The sequence below is a fragment of the Micromonospora sp. NPDC005215 genome, assembly GCF_040607915.1.
GTDB lineage: Bacteria > Actinomycetota > Actinomycetes > Mycobacteriales > Micromonosporaceae > Micromonospora.
Genome location: NZ_JBEXHQ010000018.1, coordinates 54,284 through 77,075, shown reverse-complemented (window position 1 = coordinate 77,075; position 22,792 = coordinate 54,284). Strand labels below are relative to the sequence as shown.

The 22,792-nt window shown below is 72.0% G+C and carries 21 protein-coding genes; 1 reads left to right on the top strand and 20 read right to left on the bottom strand.

All coding sequences use genetic code 11. The annotated features are described in order from the left end of the window. Positions 1-20 precede the first annotated feature (20 nt). From ABZU25_RS15995 to pyrR, 15 genes are all read right to left on the bottom strand, one after another. Positions 21-1,004 (bottom strand): AAA family ATPase, encoded by a 984-nt coding sequence (locus ABZU25_RS15995; protein ID WP_355030080.1) that lies wholly within the window; start codon positions 1,002-1,004, stop codon positions 21-23. A 256-nt stretch (positions 1,005-1,260) separates the two neighbouring features. Beyond that, positions 1,261-3,204: a primosomal protein N' gene (locus tag ABZU25_RS15990; protein ID WP_355030079.1), complete on the bottom strand. Its 1,944-nt coding sequence runs from the start codon at positions 3,202-3,204 to the stop codon at positions 1,261-1,263. 59 nt (positions 3,205-3,263) lie between these two features. Next, on the bottom strand, positions 3,264-4,457 hold the full coding sequence (gene metK / locus ABZU25_RS15985; RefSeq protein WP_355030078.1) for a methionine adenosyltransferase: 1,194 nt from the start codon (positions 4,455-4,457) through the stop codon (positions 3,264-3,266). An 87-nt stretch (positions 4,458-4,544) separates the two neighbouring features. Beyond that, complete coding sequence (gene coaBC / locus ABZU25_RS15980; protein ID WP_355030077.1) at positions 4,545-5,753, bottom strand: bifunctional phosphopantothenoylcysteine decarboxylase/phosphopantothenate--cysteine ligase CoaBC; 1,209 nt, start codon at positions 5,751-5,753, stop codon at positions 4,545-4,547. Between the two features lie 14 nt (positions 5,754-5,767). Beyond that, positions 5,768-6,031 (bottom strand): DNA-directed RNA polymerase subunit omega, encoded by a 264-nt coding sequence (gene rpoZ, locus ABZU25_RS15975; RefSeq protein ID WP_030335666.1) that lies wholly within the window; start codon positions 6,029-6,031, stop codon positions 5,768-5,770. 64 nt (positions 6,032-6,095) lie between these two features. After that, complete coding sequence (locus ABZU25_RS15970) at positions 6,096-6,629, bottom strand: guanylate kinase (RefSeq protein WP_355030076.1); 534 nt, start codon at positions 6,627-6,629, stop codon at positions 6,096-6,098. Between the two features lie 25 nt (positions 6,630-6,654). Beyond that, on the bottom strand, positions 6,655-6,972 hold the full coding sequence (gene mihF / locus ABZU25_RS15965) for an integration host factor, actinobacterial type (RefSeq protein ID WP_030335662.1): 318 nt from the start codon (positions 6,970-6,972) through the stop codon (positions 6,655-6,657). Positions 6,973-7,150: 178 nt separating this feature from the next. Further along, positions 7,151-7,987, bottom strand: a complete 837-nt coding sequence (gene pyrF / locus ABZU25_RS15960; protein ID WP_355030075.1) for an orotidine-5'-phosphate decarboxylase — start codon at positions 7,985-7,987, stop codon at positions 7,151-7,153. A gap of 64 nt (positions 7,988-8,051) precedes the next feature. Then, a complete protein-coding gene (locus tag ABZU25_RS15955; RefSeq protein ID WP_355030074.1) occupies positions 8,052-9,326 on the bottom strand; it encodes an adenosylmethionine--8-amino-7-oxononanoate transaminase in 1,275 nt (424 codons plus the stop codon). A gap of 279 nt (positions 9,327-9,605) precedes the next feature. Continuing rightward, positions 9,606-10,652: a quinone-dependent dihydroorotate dehydrogenase gene (locus ABZU25_RS15950; protein ID WP_355030073.1), complete on the bottom strand. Its 1,047-nt coding sequence runs from the start codon at positions 10,650-10,652 to the stop codon at positions 9,606-9,608. Continuing rightward, on the bottom strand, positions 10,649-13,996 hold the full coding sequence (gene carB, locus ABZU25_RS15945; protein ID WP_355030072.1) for a carbamoyl-phosphate synthase large subunit: 3,348 nt from the start codon (positions 13,994-13,996) through the stop codon (positions 10,649-10,651). Before carB ends, ABZU25_RS15950 begins: the two co-directional genes overlap by 4 nt. Then, the gene (gene carA, locus ABZU25_RS15940) at positions 13,989-15,152 is read right to left on the bottom strand and encodes a glutamine-hydrolyzing carbamoyl-phosphate synthase small subunit (protein ID WP_355030071.1); all 1,164 of its coding nucleotides are present in this window, start codon (positions 15,150-15,152) and stop codon (positions 13,989-13,991) included. Before carA ends, carB begins: the two co-directional genes overlap by 8 nt. After that, positions 15,149-16,426, bottom strand: coding sequence for a dihydroorotase (locus ABZU25_RS15935; RefSeq protein WP_355030070.1), 1,278 nt, complete (start codon positions 16,424-16,426; stop codon positions 15,149-15,151). The genes carA and ABZU25_RS15935 overlap by 4 nt, the downstream gene beginning before the upstream one ends. Further along, complete coding sequence (locus ABZU25_RS15930) at positions 16,423-17,349, bottom strand: aspartate carbamoyltransferase catalytic subunit (protein WP_204944570.1); 927 nt, start codon at positions 17,347-17,349, stop codon at positions 16,423-16,425. The genes ABZU25_RS15935 and ABZU25_RS15930 overlap by 4 nt, the downstream gene beginning before the upstream one ends. Continuing rightward, complete coding sequence (pyrR, locus tag ABZU25_RS15925) at positions 17,346-17,930, bottom strand: bifunctional pyr operon transcriptional regulator/uracil phosphoribosyltransferase PyrR (protein ID WP_355030069.1); 585 nt, start codon at positions 17,928-17,930, stop codon at positions 17,346-17,348. Before pyrR ends, ABZU25_RS15930 begins: the two co-directional genes overlap by 4 nt. A gap of 288 nt (positions 17,931-18,218) precedes the next feature. On the opposite strand from pyrR, the gene ABZU25_RS15920 reads away from it, so the two are divergent. Then, positions 18,219-18,707, top strand: coding sequence for a transcriptional regulator (locus ABZU25_RS15920; RefSeq protein ID WP_007458348.1), 489 nt, complete (start codon positions 18,219-18,221; stop codon positions 18,705-18,707). A 75-nt stretch (positions 18,708-18,782) separates the two neighbouring features. Here ABZU25_RS15920 and nusB read toward each other — a convergent pair whose 3' ends face one another. The 5 genes from nusB to ABZU25_RS15895 all read right to left on the bottom strand — a co-directional run bounded on the left by nusB (position 18,783) and on the right by ABZU25_RS15895 (position 22,755). Further along, positions 18,783-19,193 carry a transcription antitermination factor NusB gene (gene nusB, locus ABZU25_RS15915; RefSeq protein WP_355030127.1) on the bottom strand — a complete coding sequence of 137 codons (411 nt, stop codon included), beginning with the start codon at positions 19,191-19,193 and terminating at the stop codon, positions 18,783-18,785. A 23-nt stretch (positions 19,194-19,216) separates the two neighbouring features. Then, entirely contained in the window at positions 19,217-19,774 is a 558-nt protein-coding gene (gene efp / locus ABZU25_RS15910; RefSeq protein ID WP_355030068.1) for an elongation factor P, read from the bottom strand. A 464-nt stretch (positions 19,775-20,238) separates the two neighbouring features. Further along, the gene (aroQ, locus tag ABZU25_RS15905; protein WP_355030067.1) at positions 20,239-20,670 is read right to left on the bottom strand and encodes a type II 3-dehydroquinate dehydratase; all 432 of its coding nucleotides are present in this window, start codon (positions 20,668-20,670) and stop codon (positions 20,239-20,241) included. Next, positions 20,667-21,746 carry a 3-dehydroquinate synthase gene (gene aroB, locus ABZU25_RS15900; RefSeq protein WP_355030066.1) on the bottom strand — a complete coding sequence of 360 codons (1,080 nt, stop codon included), beginning with the start codon at positions 21,744-21,746 and terminating at the stop codon, positions 20,667-20,669. Before aroB ends, aroQ begins: the two co-directional genes overlap by 4 nt. A 10-nt stretch (positions 21,747-21,756) precedes the next feature. Then, positions 21,757-22,755, bottom strand: coding sequence for a YafY family protein (locus ABZU25_RS15895; RefSeq protein ID WP_355030065.1), 999 nt, complete (start codon positions 22,753-22,755; stop codon positions 21,757-21,759). Between the last annotated feature and the right edge of the window lie 37 nt (positions 22,756-22,792).

Below are 22,792 nucleotides of genomic sequence, written 5' to 3'. Positions count from 1 at the left end.
GGTCCGGCCCAACGGTCGGCTCAGGCGCCGGCGGCCGGATCCCCGGCGAGCACCGCGTCACCGCGGAGCAGCGCGGGCTCGGGCAGCGGCAGCTGGATCTTGTGCGCCGCCTCCCAGTCGTAGACCAGGCCGGGGCGCACCTGGGCGGCGAAGTAGTCGATGGCCGTCATCCCACCCACTACCGGCTCGTCGACCTCGGCGACCAGTTGGGCGGGGACCAGGGAGAAATTGTTCTGCAGGGCGGCGCTGAGCCGGCGGTGGCCGTCGACGACGAAGAAGTACTCGCCGGTGAACCCGATCTTCAGCGGCTCGAGTGCCTCGTCACCGGCCTCGGCCACGTCGCCGACGAAGTCGGTGTCCCACAGACCCCGCAGGGTGGCGATGTCCTCGGTCGGGTAGACGCGGGCCGGGTCCAGCAGCAGCAGCGGCGGCCCGTCACGCAGCACCTCAGCTCCGAGCGTCCCCTCGTACGCGGCGATGATGTGCTCGATCACCTCGGCCGGCGAGGCACGGGTGGTGTCGCAGATCAGGTCGTAGTTGCGCAGTCGGGCCTTGTCCACCCCGTAACGGACGATGAACCGGCTGCGCTCGCTCGCGCTGCGTTCCCGGAGCTTGGCCTCGGCCTCCTCCAGGGAGGCGTAGCTCTCCGCCGGCCCGGACGGCCGGGCGAGCACCCGGCGGGCCGCCTCACCCGGCTCGGTGATCATGTGGACCTTGAGCGCGTCGGTGAAGAAGTGCCAGGCCAGCCGGGAATCCATGACGAGGCGCTCACCGGAGGCGGCGATGTCCCGCTGGAGCTGGTCGACGTAGCCGTCGACGGCCTGGTCGAGCTCGGCGTGCAGATTGAGCTGCAGAGCGGTCATCTGCCGCTGTTGCGCCATCTCCCGGTAGAGGTCTCCCACACTGACCCGGCGCATGCCGAGCCGCTTGGCGATCTCGACCGACACGGTGCTCTTGCCGCTGCCGAGGTCGCCGTTGAAGACGATCGATTGTCCAACGGTCACGACTGGTCCACCCCTGCTCACCGGCTCAAAGACATCATCGACATCGCGTCCGACCGACGCGTTCCCGCCATCGTCGCGCCATCCTGCGGCGGCCCCAGCACGGCGCCTGTGACGCTCCGTCGCGACCTGGAGCCGTCGTACGCCTTGATATGACGGGCGATGCTACCACTCCACCGCCACCGCTTTGTCGGACGCGGTGTGCGAGGACCAGCCACGCGGGCCGGGGCCGCCGCTCGCCGGCACCGACCGAAACCGCTCAGAACAGGCTCAGCGGGTCGACCTGGAGACGAACCGGATCGGCGGCCTTGCGGGCGGCGCGAGCACCGGCGGCCGAGTGCAGCGCCTCGGCGAGCGCGGCAGCCCGGGCCCGGGGCACCCGGACCAGCATCCGTTCCCGGCCCTCCTCGGCCGGCACCGGCCCGAGCACCTCGGCGTCGTCGGGCAGCCGGGCCGCGGCGAGCAGGTCGGCCACCGCCTCCGCCGGGCCGGTGACGCTCGCCATCCGGACGGCCGGCGGGAAGCCCAACTCCCGACGCTCGGCCAACTCCCGGCCGGCGAACCAGGCGGCGTCCCAGCGCAGCAGCGCCTGCACCGGGGCGAGCGCACCGTCGGCGACCACCACCACCCGACCCGCCGGCGCCGGACGGGCCAGGGCCGCCGCCGCCAGCCAGCGGCGCAACGCCTCCTCACCGGCCCGCAGGTCGGCCCGGGTCAACAGGGCCCACGAGTCGAGCAGCAGCACCGCGCCGTAGCCACCCTCGGCGACCGGCTCGGCGCCGGGCGTGGTCACCACCAGGGCCGCGCCGCCGGGCACGTCGGTAAGCACCTCCTCGCGCCCCGAGGTGCGGACCGGCACGCCGGGAAACGCCCGACCCAACTCCTCGGCGGTCCGCCGGGCACCTGTCACCGCGGCCCGCAGCCGCCGCCCACCGCACTCCGGGCAGGCGTACGCGGCGGCCAGCCGAGCGCACCACCGGCAGGCCGGGGTGCCGCCGGCCGAGGGCAGCGCGAGCGGACCGGAGCAGTGCGCGCAGCGGGCCGGGGTGCGGCACTCGGCGCAGGAGATCGACGGCAGATAGCCGCGGCGGGGCACCTGCACCAGCACCGGCAGGTCCTGCCGGAGGGCGTCGCGAGCGGCCGTCCAGGCCAGGCTGGGCAGCCGGGCGGTGGCGGCCCCCGGGTCGCGGGCCAGTTGCGGGTCGTCGCCGGTCGGCGCGATGGCCGGGATCCGGGCCCGCACGGTGGCCCGTTCGGCGACCACCTCGCGCGCCCAGCCGGTCTCCACAAGCAGCTGCGCCTCGGCGGTGCGGGCGTACCCGCCGACCAGCGCGCCGGCCTCGGCGAGCTGGACGCGGGTGAGCAGCACATCGCGGGCGTGCGGGTAGGGCGACCGGGGTTCGGAGTGCAGGTCGTCGCCGTCGTCCCAGATGGCGACGAGGCCGAGCCGGTCCACCGGGGCGAACATCGCCGCCCGGGTGCCGATCACCACCGGCACCTGCCCACGGCGGGCGGCGAGGAACGCCCGGTAGCGCCGGGCCGGCCCGAGGGCGGCGGAGAGGCTGACGTGCCGCCCCGGGCCGAGCACGCCGGTGAGCGCCGCGTCCAGCCGGTCCAGGTCGCGGGCGTCGGGCACCACGACCACCGCGCCGCGCCCGCCGGCGACGGTGGCCGCCACCGCGTCGGCGTAGCGGGCCGCCCAGTCCTCGCCGGGCAACGCCGACCAGACCGCGCGGGGCGCCCGGCCGTCGGTGAGCGCCCGCAGCAGCGCCGGGCCCGTCGGGTAGTCCCGCCACCCGCGCGGGTCGACAATAGGCACGGCTGGGCCGTCCTCAACCCGCTCGGCGTGCGCCGCGTCGTCGGGGGCCGGCTGGTCGTCGCGGGGCTCCTTCTCGACCCGGGCGTGCCGGGGTGGGACGGCGAGCCGGAGCACGTCGGCGAGGCTGCCCGCGTACCGGTCGGCGACCGCCCGGGCCAGCCGGGCGATCTCGGGCGCCAGCACCGGCTCCGGCGAGACGACCTTCTCCAGGTACGCGAGCCGGCCGGTGTGCCCGGAGTCGTCGGCGCGGGACAGCAGCCACCCGTCGACGAGCTGCCCGGCGAAGCGCACCTTCACCCGGGTGCCGGGCACCGCCACCGCGTCCAGCTCGGCCGGCACCAGGTAGTCGAACGGCCGGTCCAGATGCGCCAGCGGGACGTCCACGCAGACGCGCGCGACCGGCGACCCGTCCGCGGGTCGCCGGTCGCTACGCGTGGTGGCGGTCAGGCTCCCGCGGCCGACTTGAGGTCGGCGGCCCGGTCGGTGCTCTCCCAGGTGAGGTCCGGCAACTCCCGGCCGAAGTGGCCGTACGCGGCGGTCTGCTGGTAGATCGGGCGGAGCAGGTTGAGGTCCCGGATGATCGCGGCCGGACGCAGGTCGAACACCTCGGTGACGGCCTTCTCGATCGAGGAGACCGGCACTGTCTCGGTGCCGAACGTCTCGATGAACAGGCTCACCGGGTGGGCCTTGCCGATGGCGTAGGCGACCTGCGCCTCGCACCGCTCGGCCAGACCGGCGGCCACCACGTTCTTGGCGACCCACCGCATCGCGTACGCGGCGGAGCGGTCCACCTTGGACGGATCCTTGCCGGAGAACGCGCCGCCGCCGTGGCGGGCGTACCCGCCGTAGGTGTCGACGATGATCTTGCGACCGGTCAGCCCGGCGTCACCCATCGGGCCACCGATCTCGAACCGGCCGGTCGGGTTGACCAGCAGCCGGTAGCCGTCGGTGTCCAGACCGAGGCTCTCCAGCTCCGGGGCGATCACGTGGTCGCGCACGTCGGGAGTGAGCAGCGAGTCCAGCGAGATGTCCGCGGCGTGCTGGCTGGACACGACCACGGTGTTCAGCCGGACCGGGCGCAGCCCCTCGTACTCGATTGTCACCTGGGTCTTGCCGTCCGGCCGAAGGTAGGGAATCGTGCCGTCCTTGCGCACGGCGGCCAGGCGGCGGGCGAGCCGGTGGGCGAGGGCGATCGGCAACGGCATCAGCTCGGGCGTCTCCGAGCAGGCGAAGCCGAACATCATGCCCTGGTCGCCGGCGCCCTGCGCGTCCAGCGCGCTCTCCGACGCCCCGGTACGCAGCTCGAAGGCGTTGTCAACGCCCTGCGCGATGTCCTCGGACTGCGCGCCGATGGAGACGCTGACGCCGCAGGACGCGCCGTCGAAGCCCTTCTTCGACGAGTCGTAGCCGATGTCGAGGATGGTCCGGCGGACGATCGTCGGGATGTCGGCGTACGCCTTGGTGGTCACCTCACCGGCGATGTGCACCTGGCCGGTGGTGATCATGGTTTCCACCGCAACCCGGCTGTGCGGATCCTCGGTCAGCAACGCGTCGAGGATGCCATCGCTGATCTGGTCGGCGATCTTGTCCGGGTGGCCTTCCGTGACCGATTCGGACGTGAAGAGGCGGCGTGTCACGGCACTCCTAAGCGTGTGAGGTCGTTCCGCGGCAGTCTAGTCACCACTGCGGCCGGTGTAGGGACCGGTCGCGCTCTGTTCCACCCGTCAGGAGCGAACGGGCAACCGCGCCACGACGAGATCCCAGACGGTGTCGGCGACGGCTTCCTTGGCCTGCTCGGGCAGCCGGCTGACCGAGCCGTCCGCGCCGATGACCGTCACCGTGTTGGTGTCGGCGCCGAAGACCAGGTCGGGACCGACCTCGTTGATGACGATCAGGTCGGCCCGCTTCCGGGCGAGTTTCGCCCGGCCGTTGGCCTCGGCATCGCCGGTCTCGGCGGCGAACACCACAAGCAACTGCTCCGGTCGTTTGCGCTGGCCGAGCTCCGCCGCGATGTCCGGGTTCGTGACGAGCTCGATGGTGGGCGCGACGCCGTCGTCCGACTTCTTGATTTTGCCAGGCGCGTAGGCCGCCGGCCGGAAATCGGCCGGAGCCGCCGCCATCACCACCACGTCGGCCTCGACGGCGGCCTTGAGCGTCGCCTCCCGCAACTCGGCGGTGGTGCCGACCCGGATCAGGTCGACGCCGGCGGGGTCGGCGAGGGAGACGTTTGCCGCGATCACTGTGACCCGGGCGCCTCGGGCGACCGCCGCGCGGGCGAACGCGTACCCCTGCTTGCCGGAGGAGCGGTTGCCCAGGAAGCGGACCGGGTCCAGTGGCTCCCGGGTGCCACCGGCGGTGACGACCACCCGGCGGCCGGCCAGGTCGGCGGGGGCGGCGGCGCCCCGGGCCAGGACCCGACGGGCGACGGCGAAGATCTCCGCCGGGTCGGGCAGCCGACCCTTGCCGGTGTCGACGCCGGTGAGTCGCCCGACGGCCGGGTCGATGACCCGGACCCCCCGGGCGCGCAGCGTGGCGACGTTGGCCACGGTGGCCGGGTGCTCCCACATCTCGGTGTGCATGGCCGGGGCCAGCAGCACCGGACAGCGGGCGGTCAGCAGGGTGTTGGTCAGCAGGTCGTCGGCGAGCCCGTGCGCGGCCTTGGCGAGCAGGTCGGTGGTGGTCGGGGCGACCACCACCAGGTCGGCCTGCTGACCGAGCCGGACGTGCGGCACCTCGTGGACGTCGGTCCAGACGTCGTCGGCGACCGGCTGGCCGGAGAGCGCCGCCCAGGTCGGCGCCCCGACGAACCGGAGCGCCGACGCGGTCGGCACGACCCGAACCCGGTGGCCCGATTCGGTGAAGAGTCGCAGCAGCTCGCACGCCTTGTAGGCGGCGATGCCACCGCCGACCCCGAGGACGATCGAGGCGGACATCGGCCGGCGGGAGCTTACGGCTGGTCGGTCGGCTCGGCGGTGAGCAGGCCCGAGTTGATCTCGCGCATGGCGATGGAGAGGGGCTTCTCCTGCGGGGTGGTCTCGACGAGCGGGCCGACGTACTCCAGCAGGCCCTCGCCGAGCTGGCTGTAGTAGGCGTTGACCTGGCGCGCGCGCTTGGCGGCGAAGATGACAAGCGCGTACTTCGACGTCGTCTTCTCGAGGAGCTCGTCGATCGGCGGGTTGGTGATGCCTTCGGGGTTGGCGATGGATCCCACGAAATAACCTCTGCGTCTTTTCGAGCCGCGCGCACGCGGTGCTGAGTCTCAACGGCGCCGGCGCTCAGCCGCGCACGCGCGACCGGGCCGGGGCCGGATAAGAAGAACCGAGTAAGCCTACCAGCTCGTCGACCACCCGCTCGGTGCGGTCGTGGGTCAGCGTGTGCGCGAAGGCGACCGTCAGGGTGGGGTCGGGTTCGTACCCGGGTGGGCTCAGCAGCACCAGCCGCGCATCGGGCAGGCGCGCCCGCACCAGCGAAGCGCCGGGCAGGTCGAGCGAAAGCAGCACCGGCTGCCCGGCGTCGAGCCGGGCGCGCAGCGGTGGGTACGGCGTGCCCCGGCGGTAGCTGCCGATCCGGGACCACTCGAGCAGCTCGCCCGCGGCGAGCCGGCGATCGAACTCGGCGGGGGCGAGGAAAACACGGTCGTCCCCGTCGATCTCCGACTCCCGGCGCGGCCGGGTGGTTGCCGGCACCGGGATCCACACGGACGGAGAACGCGCCCGGACCAGCTCGACGACACTCTCCCTGCCGGAACCCGAAGGTCCAGCCAGGACAGTGAGCCGAGCAGCCGGGCGCGCCTCGTCATCCGTGCTCACTGCTTGTTTCTACACGCTGCCAGGTTCAGTTGGCGGCGAACTCTCCAAGCAGTGCCTTGCGCTGCTGCTCGCCGAGGCCACGCAGGCGACGGCTGTCGGCGATCTTGAGCTTCTCCATGATCTGGGTAGCCCGGATCTTGCCGATACCCGGCATGGCCTGCAGGACGGCCGAAACCTTGAGCTTACCGACGACGTCGTCGCTCTCGGCGCGCTCGAGGACGGCACCAAGAGTGGTCTTGCCCTGCTTGAGCTGCTCCTTCAGCTGAGCACGGGCCTTGCGGATCTCCGCGGCCTTCTCGAGCGCGGCAGCGCGTTGTTCGGGGGTCAGTGACGGGAGCGGCACCAGTTCTCCTCAGGTCCCTATCGCGGCGGGCGGGGCGCACCGCCGCATCTGTGAAACGTGGTGTCGCTGTGAACCAAGGGGTCCATGGTTCCCAGCGCGGGGAAAACTAGCGGCCAACGGAGCTTTCGGCAACGTGGGGGCCGCATGATCACCGTAAGGTGACCGACCCGTCAGTCAGTCACCGGGCAGGCAATACGGCCCGACAGTCGGCCAACACGCGGTCCGCGGCGGCTCGCAGGGCGTCGACATCGGGACCGGCCGAGAGCACCTCGCGGGAGTACGACGGGAGCACCGAGGCGAGGCTCGAACCGAAGACGGTACGCAGATCGGCGGCACCCGCACCCTGCGCGCCGAGCCCTGGGGCGAGCAGCGGACCCCCCACGCCGGAGAGGTCGTGACCGGTGTCGCCGATGGTCGCACCGACCACCAGGCCGAAGCTCCCGAGCGGAGTCGCACCCCTGTTGAGCTGGGAAATCTCGTCGATCACGGTTTGCGCCACGGTGCGACCGTCGGCCGTGCGGGCCCGCTGCACGGCCGCGCCCTCGGGGTTGGAGGTGAGGGCCAGCACGAAGACGCCGCCGCCGTGTTCGGCGGCCAACTCGAACATCGGCGCCAGCGAACCTACTCCGAGGTAGGGGCTCGCGGTGACCGCGTCGACATACATGGAGCTGGATGGATCGAGGTACGCGGAGGCGTACGCGCTCATCGTCGAGCCGATGTCGCCGCGTTTGACGTCGAGGAGAACGAGCGAGCCGGCATCCCGTAACTGTCGGATAGTTGACTCAAGAATCCCCACTCCGCGGGATCCGAATCGCTCGAAAAAGGCTGACTGAGGCTTCACCACCGCAACCCGGTCACCGAGTGCCTCCGCGACCGTTCGCGCGAACCGGCCCAGCCCCTGAACGTCGTCCGGGAGGCCCCAACGGGCCAGCAGACCGGGATGCGGGTCGATGCCCACACAGAGCGGCCCCCGCTCGCTGATCGCCCGGTGCAGCCGGGTTCCGAAGCTCTCCATCCGGTACTCCCTCTCTCCTGCCGGGCGGCGGACCGCCTCCCGGGTGTCCGTTGACGAAGGCGGTTCAGCCGGCCGCCACCGCCGCCGCCACCCCGGCCGTGATCCGGGCCAGGTCGGCGTCGTCGGTGACGTACGGCGGCATCGTGTAGACCAGGTCGCGGAACGGGCGCAGCCACACCCCCTGCTCCGCCGCGGCCACGGTGGCCGCGCCGAGGTCGACCTCGTGATCGAGCTGGACCACCCCGATCGCGCCGAGCACCCGCACGTCGGCCACGCCGGGCGCACCGCGCAGGGGCTCCAGGCCGGCGCGCAGGCCGGCACCGACCCTGGCCACCTGGGCCGACCAGTCCCCGGCCCGCAGCAGCCCGATGGAGGCGTTGGCCACCGCGCAGGCCAACGGGTTGCCCATGAACGTGGGTCCGTGCGCCAGCACGCCGGCGGCGGAGATGCCCCGGGCGACCTCCGGGGTGCAGAGCGTCGCCGCGAGCGTCAGGTAGCCACCGGTGAGTGCCTTGCCCAGGCACAGCACGTCCGGCGTCACCCCGGCGTGCTCGGCGGCGAACATCGCGCCGGTACGGCCGAACCCGGTGGCGATCTCGTCGAAGATCAGCAGCACCCCGTGCGCCCGGGTCACCTCGCGCAGCACCCGCAGGTAGCCCGGATGGTGGAACCGCATCCCGCCGGCGCCCTGGACGACGGGCTCGACGATCACCGCGGCCAGCTCGTCGGCGTGCCGCTCGACGGTCTCCACCAACGCCGCCACGTACGCGTCGTCGGGCGGGTCGGTGAAGCCGCCGGGCGGGACCGGTGCGAACACCTGCCGGGGCAGCACGTCACCCCAGAGGTGGTGCATCCCGCCCTCCGGGTCACAGACGCTCATCGGGTGGAACGTGTCGCCGTGGTACCCGCCCCGCCAGGTCGCCAACCTGCGCCGCTGCGGGCGACCGACGGCCCGCTGGTACTGCAGGCACATCTTCACCGCCACCTCGACGCTGACCGAGCCGGAGTCGGCCAGGAAAACGTGCTCCAGACCATCCGGGGTCAGCTCGACCAGGGTCCGGGCGAGCCGTACGGCGGGCTCGTGGGTGAGCCCGCCAAACATCACGTGGCTCATCCGGCCGAGCTGGTCGGTCACCGCCGCGTCCAGCACCGGGTGCCGGTACCCGTGGATCGCCGCCCACCAGGATGACATCCCGTCCACCAGCTCCCGCCCGTCAACCAACCGCAGCCGCACCCCCTCGGCGCTGTCCACCACGTACGGCGGGTTCGTTGGCGGCAGCGCGGCGTACGGGTGCCAGACGTGGGCACGGTCCGCGGCCAGAATTTCCTCGGGTGTCACGCGTACTCCATTCCAGCCACGAACGGTCCGGACCGGACCGGACCGGCCTGGACCGGCCTGGACCCGGACGTCCTGCGGCCAGGTCGAATCACTCCTCCGCCCGCCTTTGCTCTGCACCCATGGATGCGCCACCCCGCGTCCGCCACCCGGGCACCCGGGTGGCGCGCCCGGGGGTGCAGAGCAAAGGCGGCAGCAGTGGTGGTGGCGGTGGCGGTGGGCTCCCCGGCGCGTTGCTGGCTCGGCGCCGGTTGGGCCGGGCCAGCAACGCGCCGGGGTCGGTCACCGGCCGGCGACCGGATCCGGCGCCACAGGTGCGGCCGTCGCGCGGGCGGCGGCGCGGACCAGGGCCGGTCCCCGGTAGATGAAGCCGGTGTAGAGCTGCACCAGGGCGGCGCCGGCATCGAACATCCGCACCGCGTCGTCCGGGTCCAGCACCCCGCCGACGCCGATGATCGGCAGTCGGCCGTCGGTCTCCCGGTGCACGAAGGCGACCACGTCACGGGCCCGCCCGGTGAGCGGCCGACCGGAGAGGCCACCGGCCTGCGCGCCCCGCTCGACGTCGACGCCGGCCAGCCCATCCCGGGACAGTGTGGTGTTGGTGGCGATCACCCCGGCGGCACCACGGGCCAGGCAGACCTCCAGCAGTTCGGCGATCGCCGCCTCGCTCAGATCGGGTGCGATCTTGACCAGCACCGGCTTCTCCCCCACCAGCGCGCCGAGCAGCGCATCCAGGTGGGCACGGTCCTGCAGGGAGCGCAGCCCCGGAGTGTTCGGTGAGGACACGTTCACCGCGAAGTAGTCGCCGTGGCCACGAAGCGCCCGGTACGACGCGAGGTAGTCCTCGACCGCCTCGTCGAGCGGCGTCACCTTGGACTTGCCCAACGAGATGCCCAGCGGCACCCCGAGCGGGCGGGGCAGCGCCGCCAGCCGGGCGGCCAGCGCCGCGGCCCCGGCGTTGTTGAAGCCCATCCGGTTGACCACGGCCTCGCTGGCCGGCAGGCGGAACAGCCGTGGCCGTGGGTTGCCCGGCTGGGCGTGCGCCGTGACCGTGCCGACCTCGACGAAACCGAAGCCGAGGGCCGGCCAGGCCGGCAGCGCCGCGCCGTCCTTGTCCATTCCCGCGGCCAACCCGACCGGGTTGGGGAAGCGCACCCCGAACACCGTGCGCGGCGCGCTGACCGCGTACCGGGCTCGCAACGCCGCCATCGCCGCCGGCCGGCGCGACAGAGCGCTCAACCGCCGCAGTGTCCACTCGTGCGCCTTCTCGGCGTCCCCACCCCCGAGCCGGAACAACCAGGGCCGTACCGCCTGCTCGAACACTGTCACTGGGCGGCCCGGAGGATGGCGTGCAGATCCTGGAGGGGGCGTACCTGCATGTCGCCACGGATGCGGGCCTCGATGCCCATCACGGCCGCGGCGGCGCCCGGGACCGTGGTGATGCAGGGGATGTCGGCGGTGACGGCCGCGCTGCGGATCTCGTAGCCGTCGGAGCGGGCGCTGGCCCCCGAACCCTGCGGCGTGTTGATCACCAGCGCCACCTGGCCGCCGCTGATCAGCGACACCGCGTCATCGCCCTCGCCAGCCTGGTAGTGCTTGCGGATCTGCTCGCAGGCGATGCCGTGCCGACGCAGCACCTCGGCGGTGCCGGTGGTCGCCACGATCTCGAAGCCGAGATCGGCCAGCCGCTTGATCGGGAAGATCATGCCGCGCTTGTCCCGGTTCGCCACCGACACGAAGATCTTCCCGCCGGTCGGCAGCGACCCGTACGCGGCCGACTGGCTCTTGGCGAAGGCGTGCCCGAAGTTGGTGTCGATGCCCATCACCTCGCCGGTGGACTTCATCTCCGGGCCGAGCAGCGAGTCGATCCCCTTGCCGGCACGGGTGCGGAAGCGCTTGAACGGCAGCACCGCCTCCTTGACCGCGACCGGCGCGTCGGCGGGCATCGTGCCCCCGTCCCCCGTCGCGGGCAACAGACCCTCGGCGCGCAGCTCCGCGATGCTCGCCCCGAGCGCGATCCGGGCCGCCGCCTTGGCCAGCGGCACCGCCGTGGCCTTGGAGACGAACGGGACGGTCCGCGACGCCCGCGGGTTGGCCTCCAGCACGTAGAGCACGTCGTCCTTGAGGGCGTACTGCACGTTGAGCAGGCCGCGGACGCCGACGCCACGGGCGATGGCCTCGGTGTAGCGGCGGACCTCGACCAGGTGCGAGCCGGCGAGGGTGATCGGCGGCAGCGCGCAGGACGAGTCGCCCGAGTGGATGCCCGCCTCCTCGATGTGCTCCATCACCCCACCGATGTAGACCTCGCCGTCGGCGTCGCAGAGGGCGTCGACGTCGATCTCGATGGCGTCGTCCAGGAACCGGTCCACCAGCACCGGGTGATCCGGGGAGATGTCGGTGGCCCGACCGATGTAGTCGCGCAGCGTCGGGTCGTCGTAGACGATCTCCATGCCCCGCCCGCCCAGCACGTACGACGGCCGGACCAGCACCGGGTAGCCGATCTCGTCGGCGATCGTCTTGGCCTCGTCGTAGGACGTGGCCATGCCGTGCGCCGGGGCGCGCAGCCCGGCGCGGGCCAGCACCGCGCCGAACGCGCCCCGCTCCTCGGCCAGGTGGATCGACTCCGGGGAGGTGCCGACGATCGGCACGCCGGCGTTCTTGAGCCGCTGCGCCAGCCCCAGCGGGGTCTGCCCGCCGAGCTGGACGACCACGCCAACCACGCCCGGCCCGCCGGCCGCCCGGCCGGACGTGTCCTCCGCGTGCCAGACCTCCAGGACGTCCTCGAAGGTCAGCGGCTCGAAGTAGAGCCGATCGGCGGTGTCGTAGTCGGTGGAGACCGTCTCCGGGTTGCAGTTGACCATGACGGTCTCGTAGCCGGCCGACCGCAACGCCTGCACCGCGTGCACGCAGGAGTAGTCGAACTCGATGCCCTGCCCGATCCGGTTCGGGCCGGAGCCCAGGATCAGCACCTTCGGCCGGTCCGACGGCACGACCTCGGTCTCCAGGTCGTAGGTCGAGTAGTGGTACGGCGTGGTCGCCTCGAACTCGGCAGCGCAGGTGTCCACGGTCTTGTAGACCGGGCGCACGTCGAGGCGGTGCCGCAGGGTCCGTACGCCGTCCTCGGCGGCCAGTTCCGGGCGCAGCGCGGCGAGCTGCCGATCGGACAAACCGGCCCGCTTGGCCCGGCGCAGCAGCTCGGCGTCGAGCACCGGCGCGTCGACGATCTCCGCGCGCAACTCGATCAGCGCGGCGATCTGGTCCAGGAACCACGGGTCGATCCCGCCAGACGCCTCGTTGACCTCGGCGATCGACGCGCCGAGGCGCAGCGCCCGCTCGACGGTGTAGAGCCGGCCGTCGTGCGGGATCCGCAGCGCGGCGAGAGTGTCCGCCAGGGTGACGCCCGCCGGGTCCGGCACACTCCAGAAACCGGCTGACTTGGTTTCCATCGAGCGCATCGCCTTGTTCAGCGCCTCGGTGAAGTTACGCCCGAGGCTCATCGCCTCGCCCACCGACTTCATCGTGGTGGTCAGCTCCGGGTCGGCGCCGGGGAACTTCTCGAACGCGAACCGGGGGATCTTCACCACCACGTAGTCCAGGGTCGGCTCGAACGCCGCCGGGGTCTTCAACGTGATGTCGTTGGGGATCTCGTCGAGGGTGTAGCCGATGGCCAGCTTGGCGGCGATCTTCGCGATCGGGAAGCCGGTCGCCTTGGAGGCCAGCGCCGAGGAGCGCGACACCCGGGGATTCATCTCGATCACGACGATCCGGCCGTCGACCGGGTTGACCGCGAACTGGATGTTGCAGCCGCCGGTGTCCACCCCGACCTCGCGCAGCACGGCGATGCCCAGGTCACGCAGGCGCTGGTACTCCCGGTCGGTGAGCGTCATGGCCGGGGCCACTGTCACGCTGTCGCCGGTGTGCACGCCCATCGGGTCGATGTTCTCGATCGAGCAGACCACCACCACGTTGTCGTGCCGGTCGCGCATCAGCTCAAGCTCGTACTCCTTCCAGCCGAGCACGCTCTCCTCGATGAGCACCTCGTGCACCGGGCTGGCGGACAGGCCGTCACCGGCGATGCGGGCCAGGTCCTCCGGGGTGTGCGCCATGCCGGAGCCCAACCCACCCATTGTGAACGACGGCCGGATCACCACCGGCAGACCCAGCTCGGCGACGGTCGCCTCGACCTCGTCCATCGAGTGGCAGACCCGCGAGCGGGGCACCAACGCGGTCGGGTCGTCGACGCCCAGGCGTACGCCGGCCTTCGCCACGATCTCCTTGAACAGCTGCCGGTCCTCGCCCCGGTTGATCGCGTCGATGTTCGCGCCGATCAACTCGACGCCGTACTTCTCCAGGACGCCGGCCCCGTGCAGCGCGACGGCCGTGTTCAACGCGGTCTGCCCGCCGAGGGTCGCCAGGATCGCGTCCGGGCGTTCCTTGGCGATGACCAGCTCCACGAACTCCGGGGTGATCGGCTCGACGTAGGTCGCGTCGGCGAACTCCGGGTCCGTCATGATCGTCGCCGGGTTGGAGTTGACCAGGCTGACCCGGATCCCCTCGCTGCGCAGCACCCGGCACGCCTGGGTGCCGGAGTAGTCGAACTCGCAGGCCTGCCCGATGACGATCGGCCCGGAGCCGATCACCAGGATGTGCTTGAGATCGGTCCGCTTAGGCATTGCTGCGCCCCCTGCTGTGGTTCCGGCCCTCGATGAGATCAGCGAATCGGTCGAAGAGGTAGTCCGCGTCGTGCGGGCCGGCCGCCGCCTCCGGGTGGTACTGGACGGTGAAGGCGGGCACGTCCACGGCCCGCAGCCCTTCGACGACGTTGTCATTGAGGCAGACGTGCGACACGCGGACGCCGCCGAAGTCGGTGTCGATCACCTGGTCGGGGACCACCGCGCCGCCACCCACACCGGGCACCTGCACCGCGAAGCCGTGGTTGTGGCTGGTCACCTCGACCTTGCCGGTGGACCGGTCGAGCACCGGCTGGTTGATGCCCCGGTGGCCGTAGCCCAGCTTGTAGGTGCCGAAGCCGAGCGCCCGACCGAGGATCTGGCTGCCGAAGCAGATGCCGAACAGCGGCACCTGCCGCCGCAGCGCCTCCCGGGCCAGCGCCACCGGACCGTCGGCAGTGGCCGGGTCGCCGGGGCCGGGCGACAGGAAGATCGCGTCGGCGCCGGTGGCGAGCAGCTGGTCGATGCTCGACGAGGCCGGCAGCACGTGGGTGGTCACCCCGCGGGTGGCGAGCCGGCGCGGCACGTTGCGCTTGATGCCCAGGTCCAGTGCCGCCACGGTGAACCGGTGCTCGCCGAGGGCCTCGACGACGTACGGCTCGGCGGTGCTCACCTCGGCGGACAGGTCCGCGCCCACCATCTGCGGCGCCTGGCGGACCCGGGCCAGCAGGCTCTGCGGGTCGTTGTCGACGCTGGAGATGCCCACCCGCATGGCGCCCCGCTCGCGCAGGTGCCGGGTCAGCGCCCGGGTGTCGACCCCACTGATGCCCACCACGCCCTCGGTGGCGAGGCGGTCCTCCAGGGAGCCGGTGGCCCGCCAGTTCGAGCCGATCCGGGCCGGGTCGCGCACGACGTAGCCAGCCACCCAGATCCGGCCGGACTCGTCGTCCTCGCCGTTGACGCCGGTGTTGCCGATGTGCGGGGCGGTCTGCACCACCACCTGCCGGTGGTACGACGGGTCGGTGAGCGTCTCCTGGTAACCGGTCATGCCGGTGTTGAAGACCGCCTCGCCGACGGTCTCCCCGACGCTGCCGTACGCCTCTCCGGGGAACGTGCGCCCGTCCTCGAGCACGAGGATCGCGGGCCTGCGCTTGGTCACTTGATGGCCTTTCCGTCCAGGACCGTCGGCTCGCCGCGCAGGAAGGTCGCCACGATGCGACCCGGCAGCGTCATGCGGGCGTACGGGGTGTTGCGACTGCGACTGGCCAGCTCCGCCGGCTCGATGGTGCGGCGGGCGGCCGGGTCGACCACTGTCAGGTTGGCCGGCGCGCCGGGTGCCGGGTCGACGCCGTGCCCGGTCAGCCCCGCGATCCGGGCGGGGGTACGCGACATCCGCTCGGCGATCAGGTCCCACTCGGGGCCGAGCACGTCGAGCGCGATGGACAGGGCCGTCTCCAGGCCGAGCATGCCCGGCCGGGCGTACGCCCACTCGCACTCCTTGTCCTCCACGGCGTGCGGGGCGTGGTCGGTGGCGATCACGTCGATCACACCGTCGGCGAGCGCGGCGCGCAGCGCGGCGATGTCCGCGGTCGTCCGCAACGGCGGGTTGACCTTGAAGACCGGGTCGTACGTCTCCGCCCGCTCGTCGGTGAGCAGCAGGTGGTGCGGGGTGACCTCGGCGGTGACGCGTACCCCGCGCGCCTTGGCCTGGCGCAGCACCTCGACGCTGCCGGCGGTGGAGACGTGGCAGACGTGCAGGCGGCTGCCCACGTGCTCGGTGAGCAGCACGTCCCGGGCGATGATCGCCTCCTCGGCGACCGCCGGCCAGCCGATCAGACCGAGTCGGGTGGAGACCTCACCCTCGTGCATCTGCGCGCCCTCGGTGAGCCGGGGCTCCTCGGCGTGCTGGGCGATGATCCCGTCGAACGCCTTCACGTACTCCAGGGCCCGGCGCATCAGCTTGGGGTCCGCGACGCAGTGCCCGTCGTCGGAGAAGATCCGCACCCGGGCCGCGGAGTCGGCCATCGCGCCCAGCTCGGCCAGGCGCTCGCCGGCCAGCCCGACGGTGACCGCGCCGATCGGTTGCACGTCGACCAGACCGGCCTCCCGGCCGAGCCGCCAGACCTGCTCGACAACGCCGGCGGTGTCGGCGACCGGGGAGGTGTTCGCCATCGCGCAGACCGCCGTGTAGCCACCCATCGCCGCCGCGCGGGACCCGGACTCGACGGTCTCGGCGTCCTCCCGACCGGGCTCGCGCAGGTGGGTGTGCAGGTCGACGAGGCCGGGCAGGGCGACCAGCCCGGTGCCGTCGACGACTGTGGCGTCCGGCGCGGACAGGCCGGGGCCGACCTCGGCGACCAGGCCGTCGCGGATCAGCAGGTCGGTCGGCGGGCCGCCGACGACACTCACGCTGGTGATCAGGTACGCGCTCACCGGTTGTTCCCTCCGAGCAGCAGGTAAAGAACAGCCATCCGCACGGAGACCCCGTTGGTGACCTGTTCGACGATGGTGGAGCGGGGTGAGTCGGCGACCTCGGGGGTGATCTCCATCCCCCGGTTCATCGGGCCGGGGTGCATCACGATGGCGTGCTCGGGCAGCCGGCGCATCCGCGGGCCGTCCAGCCCGTAGCGGCGGGCGTACTCGCGCGCGGAGGGGAAGTAGGAGTCGTTCATCCGCTCCCGCTGCACCCGCAACATCATCACCACGTCGACGTTGGGCAGCACGGAGTCGAGGTCGTAGGAGACGTCGGTGGCGGGGGCGAGGGCTCCCGCGATGTCGACCGGGATGAGGGTCGGTGGGCCGACCAGGGTGACCTTGGCGCCGAGGGTGGAGAGCAGCAGCACGTTGGAGCGGGCGACCCGGGAGTGCAGCACGTCCCCGACCACCGCGACGGACAGCCCGGCGAGCCGGCCCAGCCGGGCCCGCATGGTGTACGCGTCAAGCAGCGCCTGGGTGGGGTGCTCGTGGGTGCCGTCGCCGGCGTTGACGACCGACCCGTCCACCCAGTTGGCCAGCCGGTGCGGCGCGCCCGAGGCGGGGTGTCGCACGACGACGGCGTCGGCGCCCATGGCCTGCAGGGTCAACGCGGTGTCCTTCAGGCTCTCGCCCTTGGTGACGCTGGAGCCCTTCGCGGAAAAGTTGATCACGTCGGCGCTGAGCCGCTTCGCCGCCGCCTCGAAGGAGATCCGGGTGCGGGTGGAGTCCTCGTAGAAGAGGTTCACCACGGTCCGGCCGCGCAGCGCGGGCAGTTTCTTGATCTCCCGGCCGGCGACGGTGGCCATCTCGGCGGCGGTGTCCAGGATCTCGGTGGCCGTGTCGGCGTCCAGGTCCGCACCGGAGAGCAGGTGCTTGATCATGAGGTGGTCCCCCCGTACAGCTTGACCTCGTCCGTCCCGTCGGTCTCGGCGAACGTCACCTTCACGCTCTCGGCGAGCGAGGTCGGGATGTTCTTGCCGACGTAGTCGGCGCGGATCGGCAACTCCCGGTGGCCACGGTCGACCAGGACGGCTAGTTGCACCGAGGCCGGGCGGCCCACGTCGTTGAGCGCGTCGAGCGCGGCCCGGACGGTTCGGCCGGAGAAGAGCACGTCGTCGACGAGGATGACGCGCTTGCCGTCGATCCCGCCGGACGGCAACTCGGTCGGGCCGACCGCGCGAGTGGCGTGCCGCCGCAGGTCGTCGCGGTACAGAGTGATGTCGAGCACACCGACTCCGACGGCGACGTCCTCGAAGGTGCTGATCCGGGCGGCGAGCCGCCGGGCGAGGGGCGTCCCCCGGGTCGGAATCCCCAGTAGCACCGTGTTGGCGGCGCCCTGGGTCTTCTCCAGGATCTGGTGGGCGATGCGGTCGACCACGCGTTGCACGTCGGCGCTGGCGAGGATCACCTTCACCGAGGGTTGTCGCGGTGGTGACGGGCGGGCAGCCGGTGGGTATGCCACGGCGGACCTCCTTCCCCGCCTCACGGGACGGGTCGTTAAAGGATGTCGGGCACCTCCGGCCGGACCGCGGAGCGGACCTGACCGGGGCTTCACGCCACGTTACCAGTGGTCACCGGGCCGATGGACGGCGGCTGCTGACCACCGAATCAGGACCAGGAAATGGGGATAACTTCCCGGACGCTCCCCAACGGTCGGGTCACGACCACTTGACCAGGTGTCGCATTCCCCGTACCGTCACGCTCCGTAGCGATCGACGGGAGAACCCCGAGCAGCACTGGGAGTGTCCGAATGCCCTCTGAATACGCCAAGTCTCTGGGCGCCCGCCTGCGCTCCATCCGCCAGCAGCAGGGTCTTTCCCTGCAGGGTGTGGAGGAGAAGTCGAATGGGCGGTGGAAGGCCGTGGTGGTCGGCTCGTACGAGCGCGGCGACCGGGCCGTGACGGTGTCCCGTCTGGCCGAGTTGGCCGAGTTCTACCGTGTTCCCGTCTCGGAGCTGCTGCCTGATGGCAGTGGTGTCCGGCACGAGCCCACCAGCAAGATCGTCCTGGACCTGGAGCGGCTCTACGACGAGGCCTCCGAGGACCTGGCCTACGTCGCCCGCTACGCCCGCGCCATCCAGCAGCAGCGTGGTGACTACAACGGCCGGGTGCTCTCGATCCGCGCTGACGACCTGCGGGCGCTCGCGATCGTCTATGACGCCTCGCCGTCGGGTCTGATCGAGCGGCTCACCGAGCACGGTGTGCTGGTGGCCGACCCGCGGGCGTTCTTCGCCTCCTGAGCTGTCGCTGTACCGAAAGGGCCCGTGCCATCTGGCACGGGCCCTTTCCGGTTACGGCGTTCGTTGGTGCGACGCTCAGCGGGTGGCGTACTCGGCGATCCGGCCGAGCACCCCGTTGAGGAAGCGCGGCGAATCGTCTGTCGACATCTGCCGGGCCAGCTCCACAGCCTCACTGATCGCCACCGCGTCGTCGATCTCGTCGACGTAGAGCAACTCGTAGACGGCGATCCGGGCCAGGTTGCGGTCGACGACCGGCATCCGCTCCAGCGTCCAACCCTCGGCGTAGCTGGCGATCAGCTCGTCGATCCGGTTGAGGTGCTCGGCAATGCCCTCGACCAGGCTCACCGCGTAGCCCAGGTGCTCCGGTCGGGGCTGCTCGATCCGCTGCACGTAGCCGGCCAGCACCTCCACCGGAGGCTTGTCCCGCAGGTCGGCCTCGTAGAGGACATCCAGCGCCCGCTTGCGCGCCTTGCGGCGCGCCGGCATCTGCTGCTTGGAACCCTCAGCCATCAGGCGCGGCCGAGGTAACGGCCGTCGCGGGTGTCGACCTTGATCTTCTCGCCGGTGGTGATGAACAGCGGCACCGGCACGGTGGCGCCGGTCTCCACGGTCGCCGGCTTGGTGCCGCCGGTCGAGCGGTCGCCCTGCAGGCCCGGCTCGGTGTAGGTGACCTCCAGCACGACGCTGGTGGGCAGCTCGATGTAGAGCGGCACACCCTCGTGCTGGGCAACGGTCGCCTCCGCCTCGGGCAGCAGGTAGTTGGCTGCCTCGCCGATGGTGCCGCCGGGCACGGTGATCTGGTCGAACGTCTCCAGATCCATGAAGACGAAGTCCTCACCGTCGGCGTACAGGTATTGCATCGTGCGCTTGTCAACGGTCGCGGTTTCGACCTTGGTGCCCGCGTTGAAGGTCTTGTCGACCACCTTCCCGGACAGCACGTTCTTCAGCGTGGTGCGCACGAAGGCACCACCCTTACCGGGCTTGACGTGCTGGAACTCGACGACAGCCCAGAGCTCGCCGTCCAGGTTGAGTACCAGGCCGTTTTTGAGGTCGTTGGTGGAGGCCATTTCCTGCCTTGATCATCAATTGGCGGACAGACCTTACGAGTCTACTAGCTGCGCCGAGACCCGCTGACCACCCTACTTCGGCGAGGTCCGCCCATTGGGCATCGACGCCCACAAAGGTAACGCAAAGTGACCTCCAGGGAAGGTCCCCCTCCCCCCTGGTCAGCCCCTTTGCTCTGCTCCCATATATGCGACAGTCACGCAACGTGCCGGGCAAACTCCTGCCCCGCCTCAACGCAGCTCACATATCCGCAGCTCACCGCCCTGTCGCATCCGCGGGTGCAAAGCAAAGGGACCGAGCAGGCAGGTGCCCTACCGCCGGGCGAGGAACGCTGAGTGACGCTCGGCGACGAGAGTTAGCGATCACAACCGGTGATTTGTCACAGACCTGCGCGAAAGGCGATGAAAGGCCGAGTGCGGCGGGCGGGAAGCCGGTGGTCGGGTGCGCCGGGGCGGGAAGCCGGCGGTCAGGCGCCCCGGGCGGCCAGGTGGTGCAGAGCGAGGCGATAGCCGTCGATGCCGAGACCGCAGATCACCCCGGTCGCCACCGCTGACACCACCGAATGGTGCCGGAACTCCTCACGGGCGTGGATGTTGGACAGGTGCACCTCCACCAACGGCCCCCGCAACATGGCGCACGCGTCGCGCACGGCGTACGAGTAGTGCGACCAGGCAGCCGGATTGAGCACCACCGCGGCAGCCTCGTCGGCGGCGGCGTGCAGCCAGCCGAGCAGATCGTGCTCGGCGTCGGTCTGCCGGACCGTCACGTCCAACCCCAACTCCCGGCCGGTGGCCTCGCAGAGCGCCACCAGATCGGCGTAGCTGGTCGCGCCGTACACCTCGGGCTCGCGGGTGCCCAGCCGGCCCAGGTTCGGCCCGTTGAGGACGTACACCCTCACTGGGCGGACACCTCCCGGTAGGCGGCCTCCAGCAGCGCGTCGTCCGGGCCCTCCAACATCGACGGCCGGGCCAGCCCGTCCAGCACCACGAAGCGCAGCCGACTGCCCCGGGTCTTCTTGTCCACCCGCATCCCGGCCAACAGGTGCGGCCAGGCGTCGGCCGGGTAGCTCACCGGCAGGCCCAGCGCGCTCAACGTGGCCCGGTGCCGGTCGGCGGTCGGCGCGTCCAGCCGGCCGGCGAGGCGGGCCAGCGCGGCCGCGTAGACCAGGCCGACGGCGACGGCGTGCCCGTGCCGCCAGCGGTAGCTCTCGTTCCGCTCGATCGCGTGGGCCAGGGTGTGACCGTAGTTGAGCACCTCCCGCACGCCCGACTCGCGCAGGTCACCGGCGACCACGTCGGCCTTGACCCGGATCGCCCGCTCGATCAGCTCCCGCGTCACCGGCCCACGCGCGTCGGTGGCCGCCACCGGGTCGCGCTCGACGAGGTCCAGGATCGCCGGATCGGCGATGAACCCGCACTTGACCACCTCGGCGAGCCCGGCCACCAGGTCGACCGCGGGCAGGCTGTCCAGAGTGGCCAGGTCGGCCAGCACACCGACCGGCGGATGGAACGCGCCCACCAGGTTCTTGCCGGCGGCCGTGTTGATGCCCGTCTTGCCGCCCACCGCGGCGTCGACCATGCCCAGCAGCGAGGTTGCCACCGGCACCCAGCGCACCCCGCGCAACCAGCAGGCCGCGACGAAGCCGGCCAGGTCGGTCACGGCGCCGCCGCCCACCCCGACCACCGCGTCGGTGCGGGTGAAACCGGCCGCGCCGAGCCGGTCCCAGCAGGCGGCGGCCACGTCGATCTGCTTGCCCGACTCGGCGTCGGGCACCTCGATCGGCAGCGGCTCGACGCCGGCGGCGCGCAGTCGCTCGCCGAGCGCGTCCGCCAGGGCCTTGAGCGGGGGCGCGTGCAGCACCGCCGCCCGGCTCGCGCCGGGCAGCAGGCCGGGCACCGCGCCCAGCAGGTCACGTCCCACCAACACGTCGTACGGCCGCTCGCCGCCGACCGGAATCCGGGTCACCTCGTCCATCGCCGGCAGCCTAGTCCAGCGGGCGGCGCGGTGACGGCATCTGCCCACCTGCTGGCCGGGCCGCCCAGTCGGCGAGCAGGCGGGCGTGCTCGGCCACCGCGGCGCGCAGCGCCTCCGGGTGTCGCACCGTGAACGGGCAGCCCAGACCGGCGAGCAGCGCGGCCATACCGGGCAGGCTCTCCGCCCGAGCCCGCAGCAGCACTCCCTGGGCGGTGACGGTCAGCTCGGCCACGCTGGGCGGGATGCGGCGGCGAGCCGCGTCCAGGTCGGTCTCCAGCAGCACCTCGACCTCGTGCGAGTAGGGCACGCCGGCCAGGGACCGGGTCACCCGGGCCACCGGGTCGAAGCCCTCCGGGACGGTGAACGTCGCCGTGCCGGGCGTCACGGCGCCGACGCGGTCCAGCCGGAACGTGCGGACCTCACCGCGCCGGTGGTCGTGGCCGGTGACGTACCAGCGGCCGGAGTGGAAGACCAGGCCGTACGGGTCGAGCTCCCGGTGCGACTGCTCGCCCCGCCAGGAGCGGTAGTCCAGTGCCACCCGCTGCCGGTGGCGGGCCGCCGCGGCCAGGGCGAGCAGGGTGCCCGACGCCGGCCGCAGCTCCGGCTCGGGGCGTCGCAGGGTGAAGCCGAGGTGCTCCTGCACGGCCGCGAGCCGGTCGGCGAGCGCCGCCGGCAGCACCCGACGGATCTTCGCGAGTGCCGTGGCCGTGGCGGGCTGCTCGGTGGCCAGCCCGACCCGCTCCGCGACGACCAGGCCGAGCAGCACCGCCACCGCCTCGTCGTCGGTGAGCATCAGCGGTGGCAGCTTGTAGCCGGGGTGCAGCCGGTAGCCGCCGTGCCGCCCCCGGTCGGCGGTGACCGGGATGCCCAGTTCGACGAGGGTGGCCGCGTACCGGCGCACGGTCCGCTCGTCGACGCCGAGCCGGCCGGCCAGCTCGGCGGCGGTCGCGCGGTGCAGGGCCTGGAGCAACTCCAGCAGGGCCAGCACCCGACCGGCGGGATGTGACACGGACCACTCCTCGAAACCGGGCGGATTCTGTCCGGAT

What these genes read in the sequence shown, in the direction of transcription:
- coaBC (WP_355030077.1), bottom strand. Translation starts at nt 5,753, where the DNA reads ATGTCCGCCTCGATCGTCCTCGGGGTCGGCGGTGGCATCGCCGCCTAC.
- pyrF (WP_355030075.1), bottom strand. Translation starts at nt 7,987, where the DNA reads ATGGAGAGCTTCGGAACCCGGCTGCACCGGGCGATCAGCGAGCGGGGG.
- carB (WP_355030072.1), bottom strand. Translation starts at nt 13,996, where the DNA reads ATGCCTAAGCGGACCGATCTCAAGCACATCCTGGTGATCGGCTCCGGG.
- ABZU25_RS15930 (WP_204944570.1), bottom strand. Translation starts at nt 17,349, where the DNA reads ATGATCAAGCACCTGCTCTCCGGTGCGGACCTGGACGCCGACACGGCC.
- ABZU25_RS15920 (WP_007458348.1), top strand. Translation starts at nt 18,219, where the DNA reads ATGCCCTCTGAATACGCCAAGTCTCTGGGCGCCCGCCTGCGCTCCATC.
- nusB (WP_355030127.1), bottom strand. Translation starts at nt 19,193, where the DNA reads ATGCCGGCGCGCCGCAAGGCGCGCAAGCGGGCGCTGGATGTCCTCTAC.
- efp (WP_355030068.1), bottom strand. Translation starts at nt 19,774, where the DNA reads ATGGCCTCCACCAACGACCTCAAAAACGGCCTGGTACTCAACCTGGAC.
- aroB (WP_355030066.1), bottom strand. Translation starts at nt 21,746, where the DNA reads ATGGACGAGGTGACCCGGATTCCGGTCGGCGGCGAGCGGCCGTACGAC.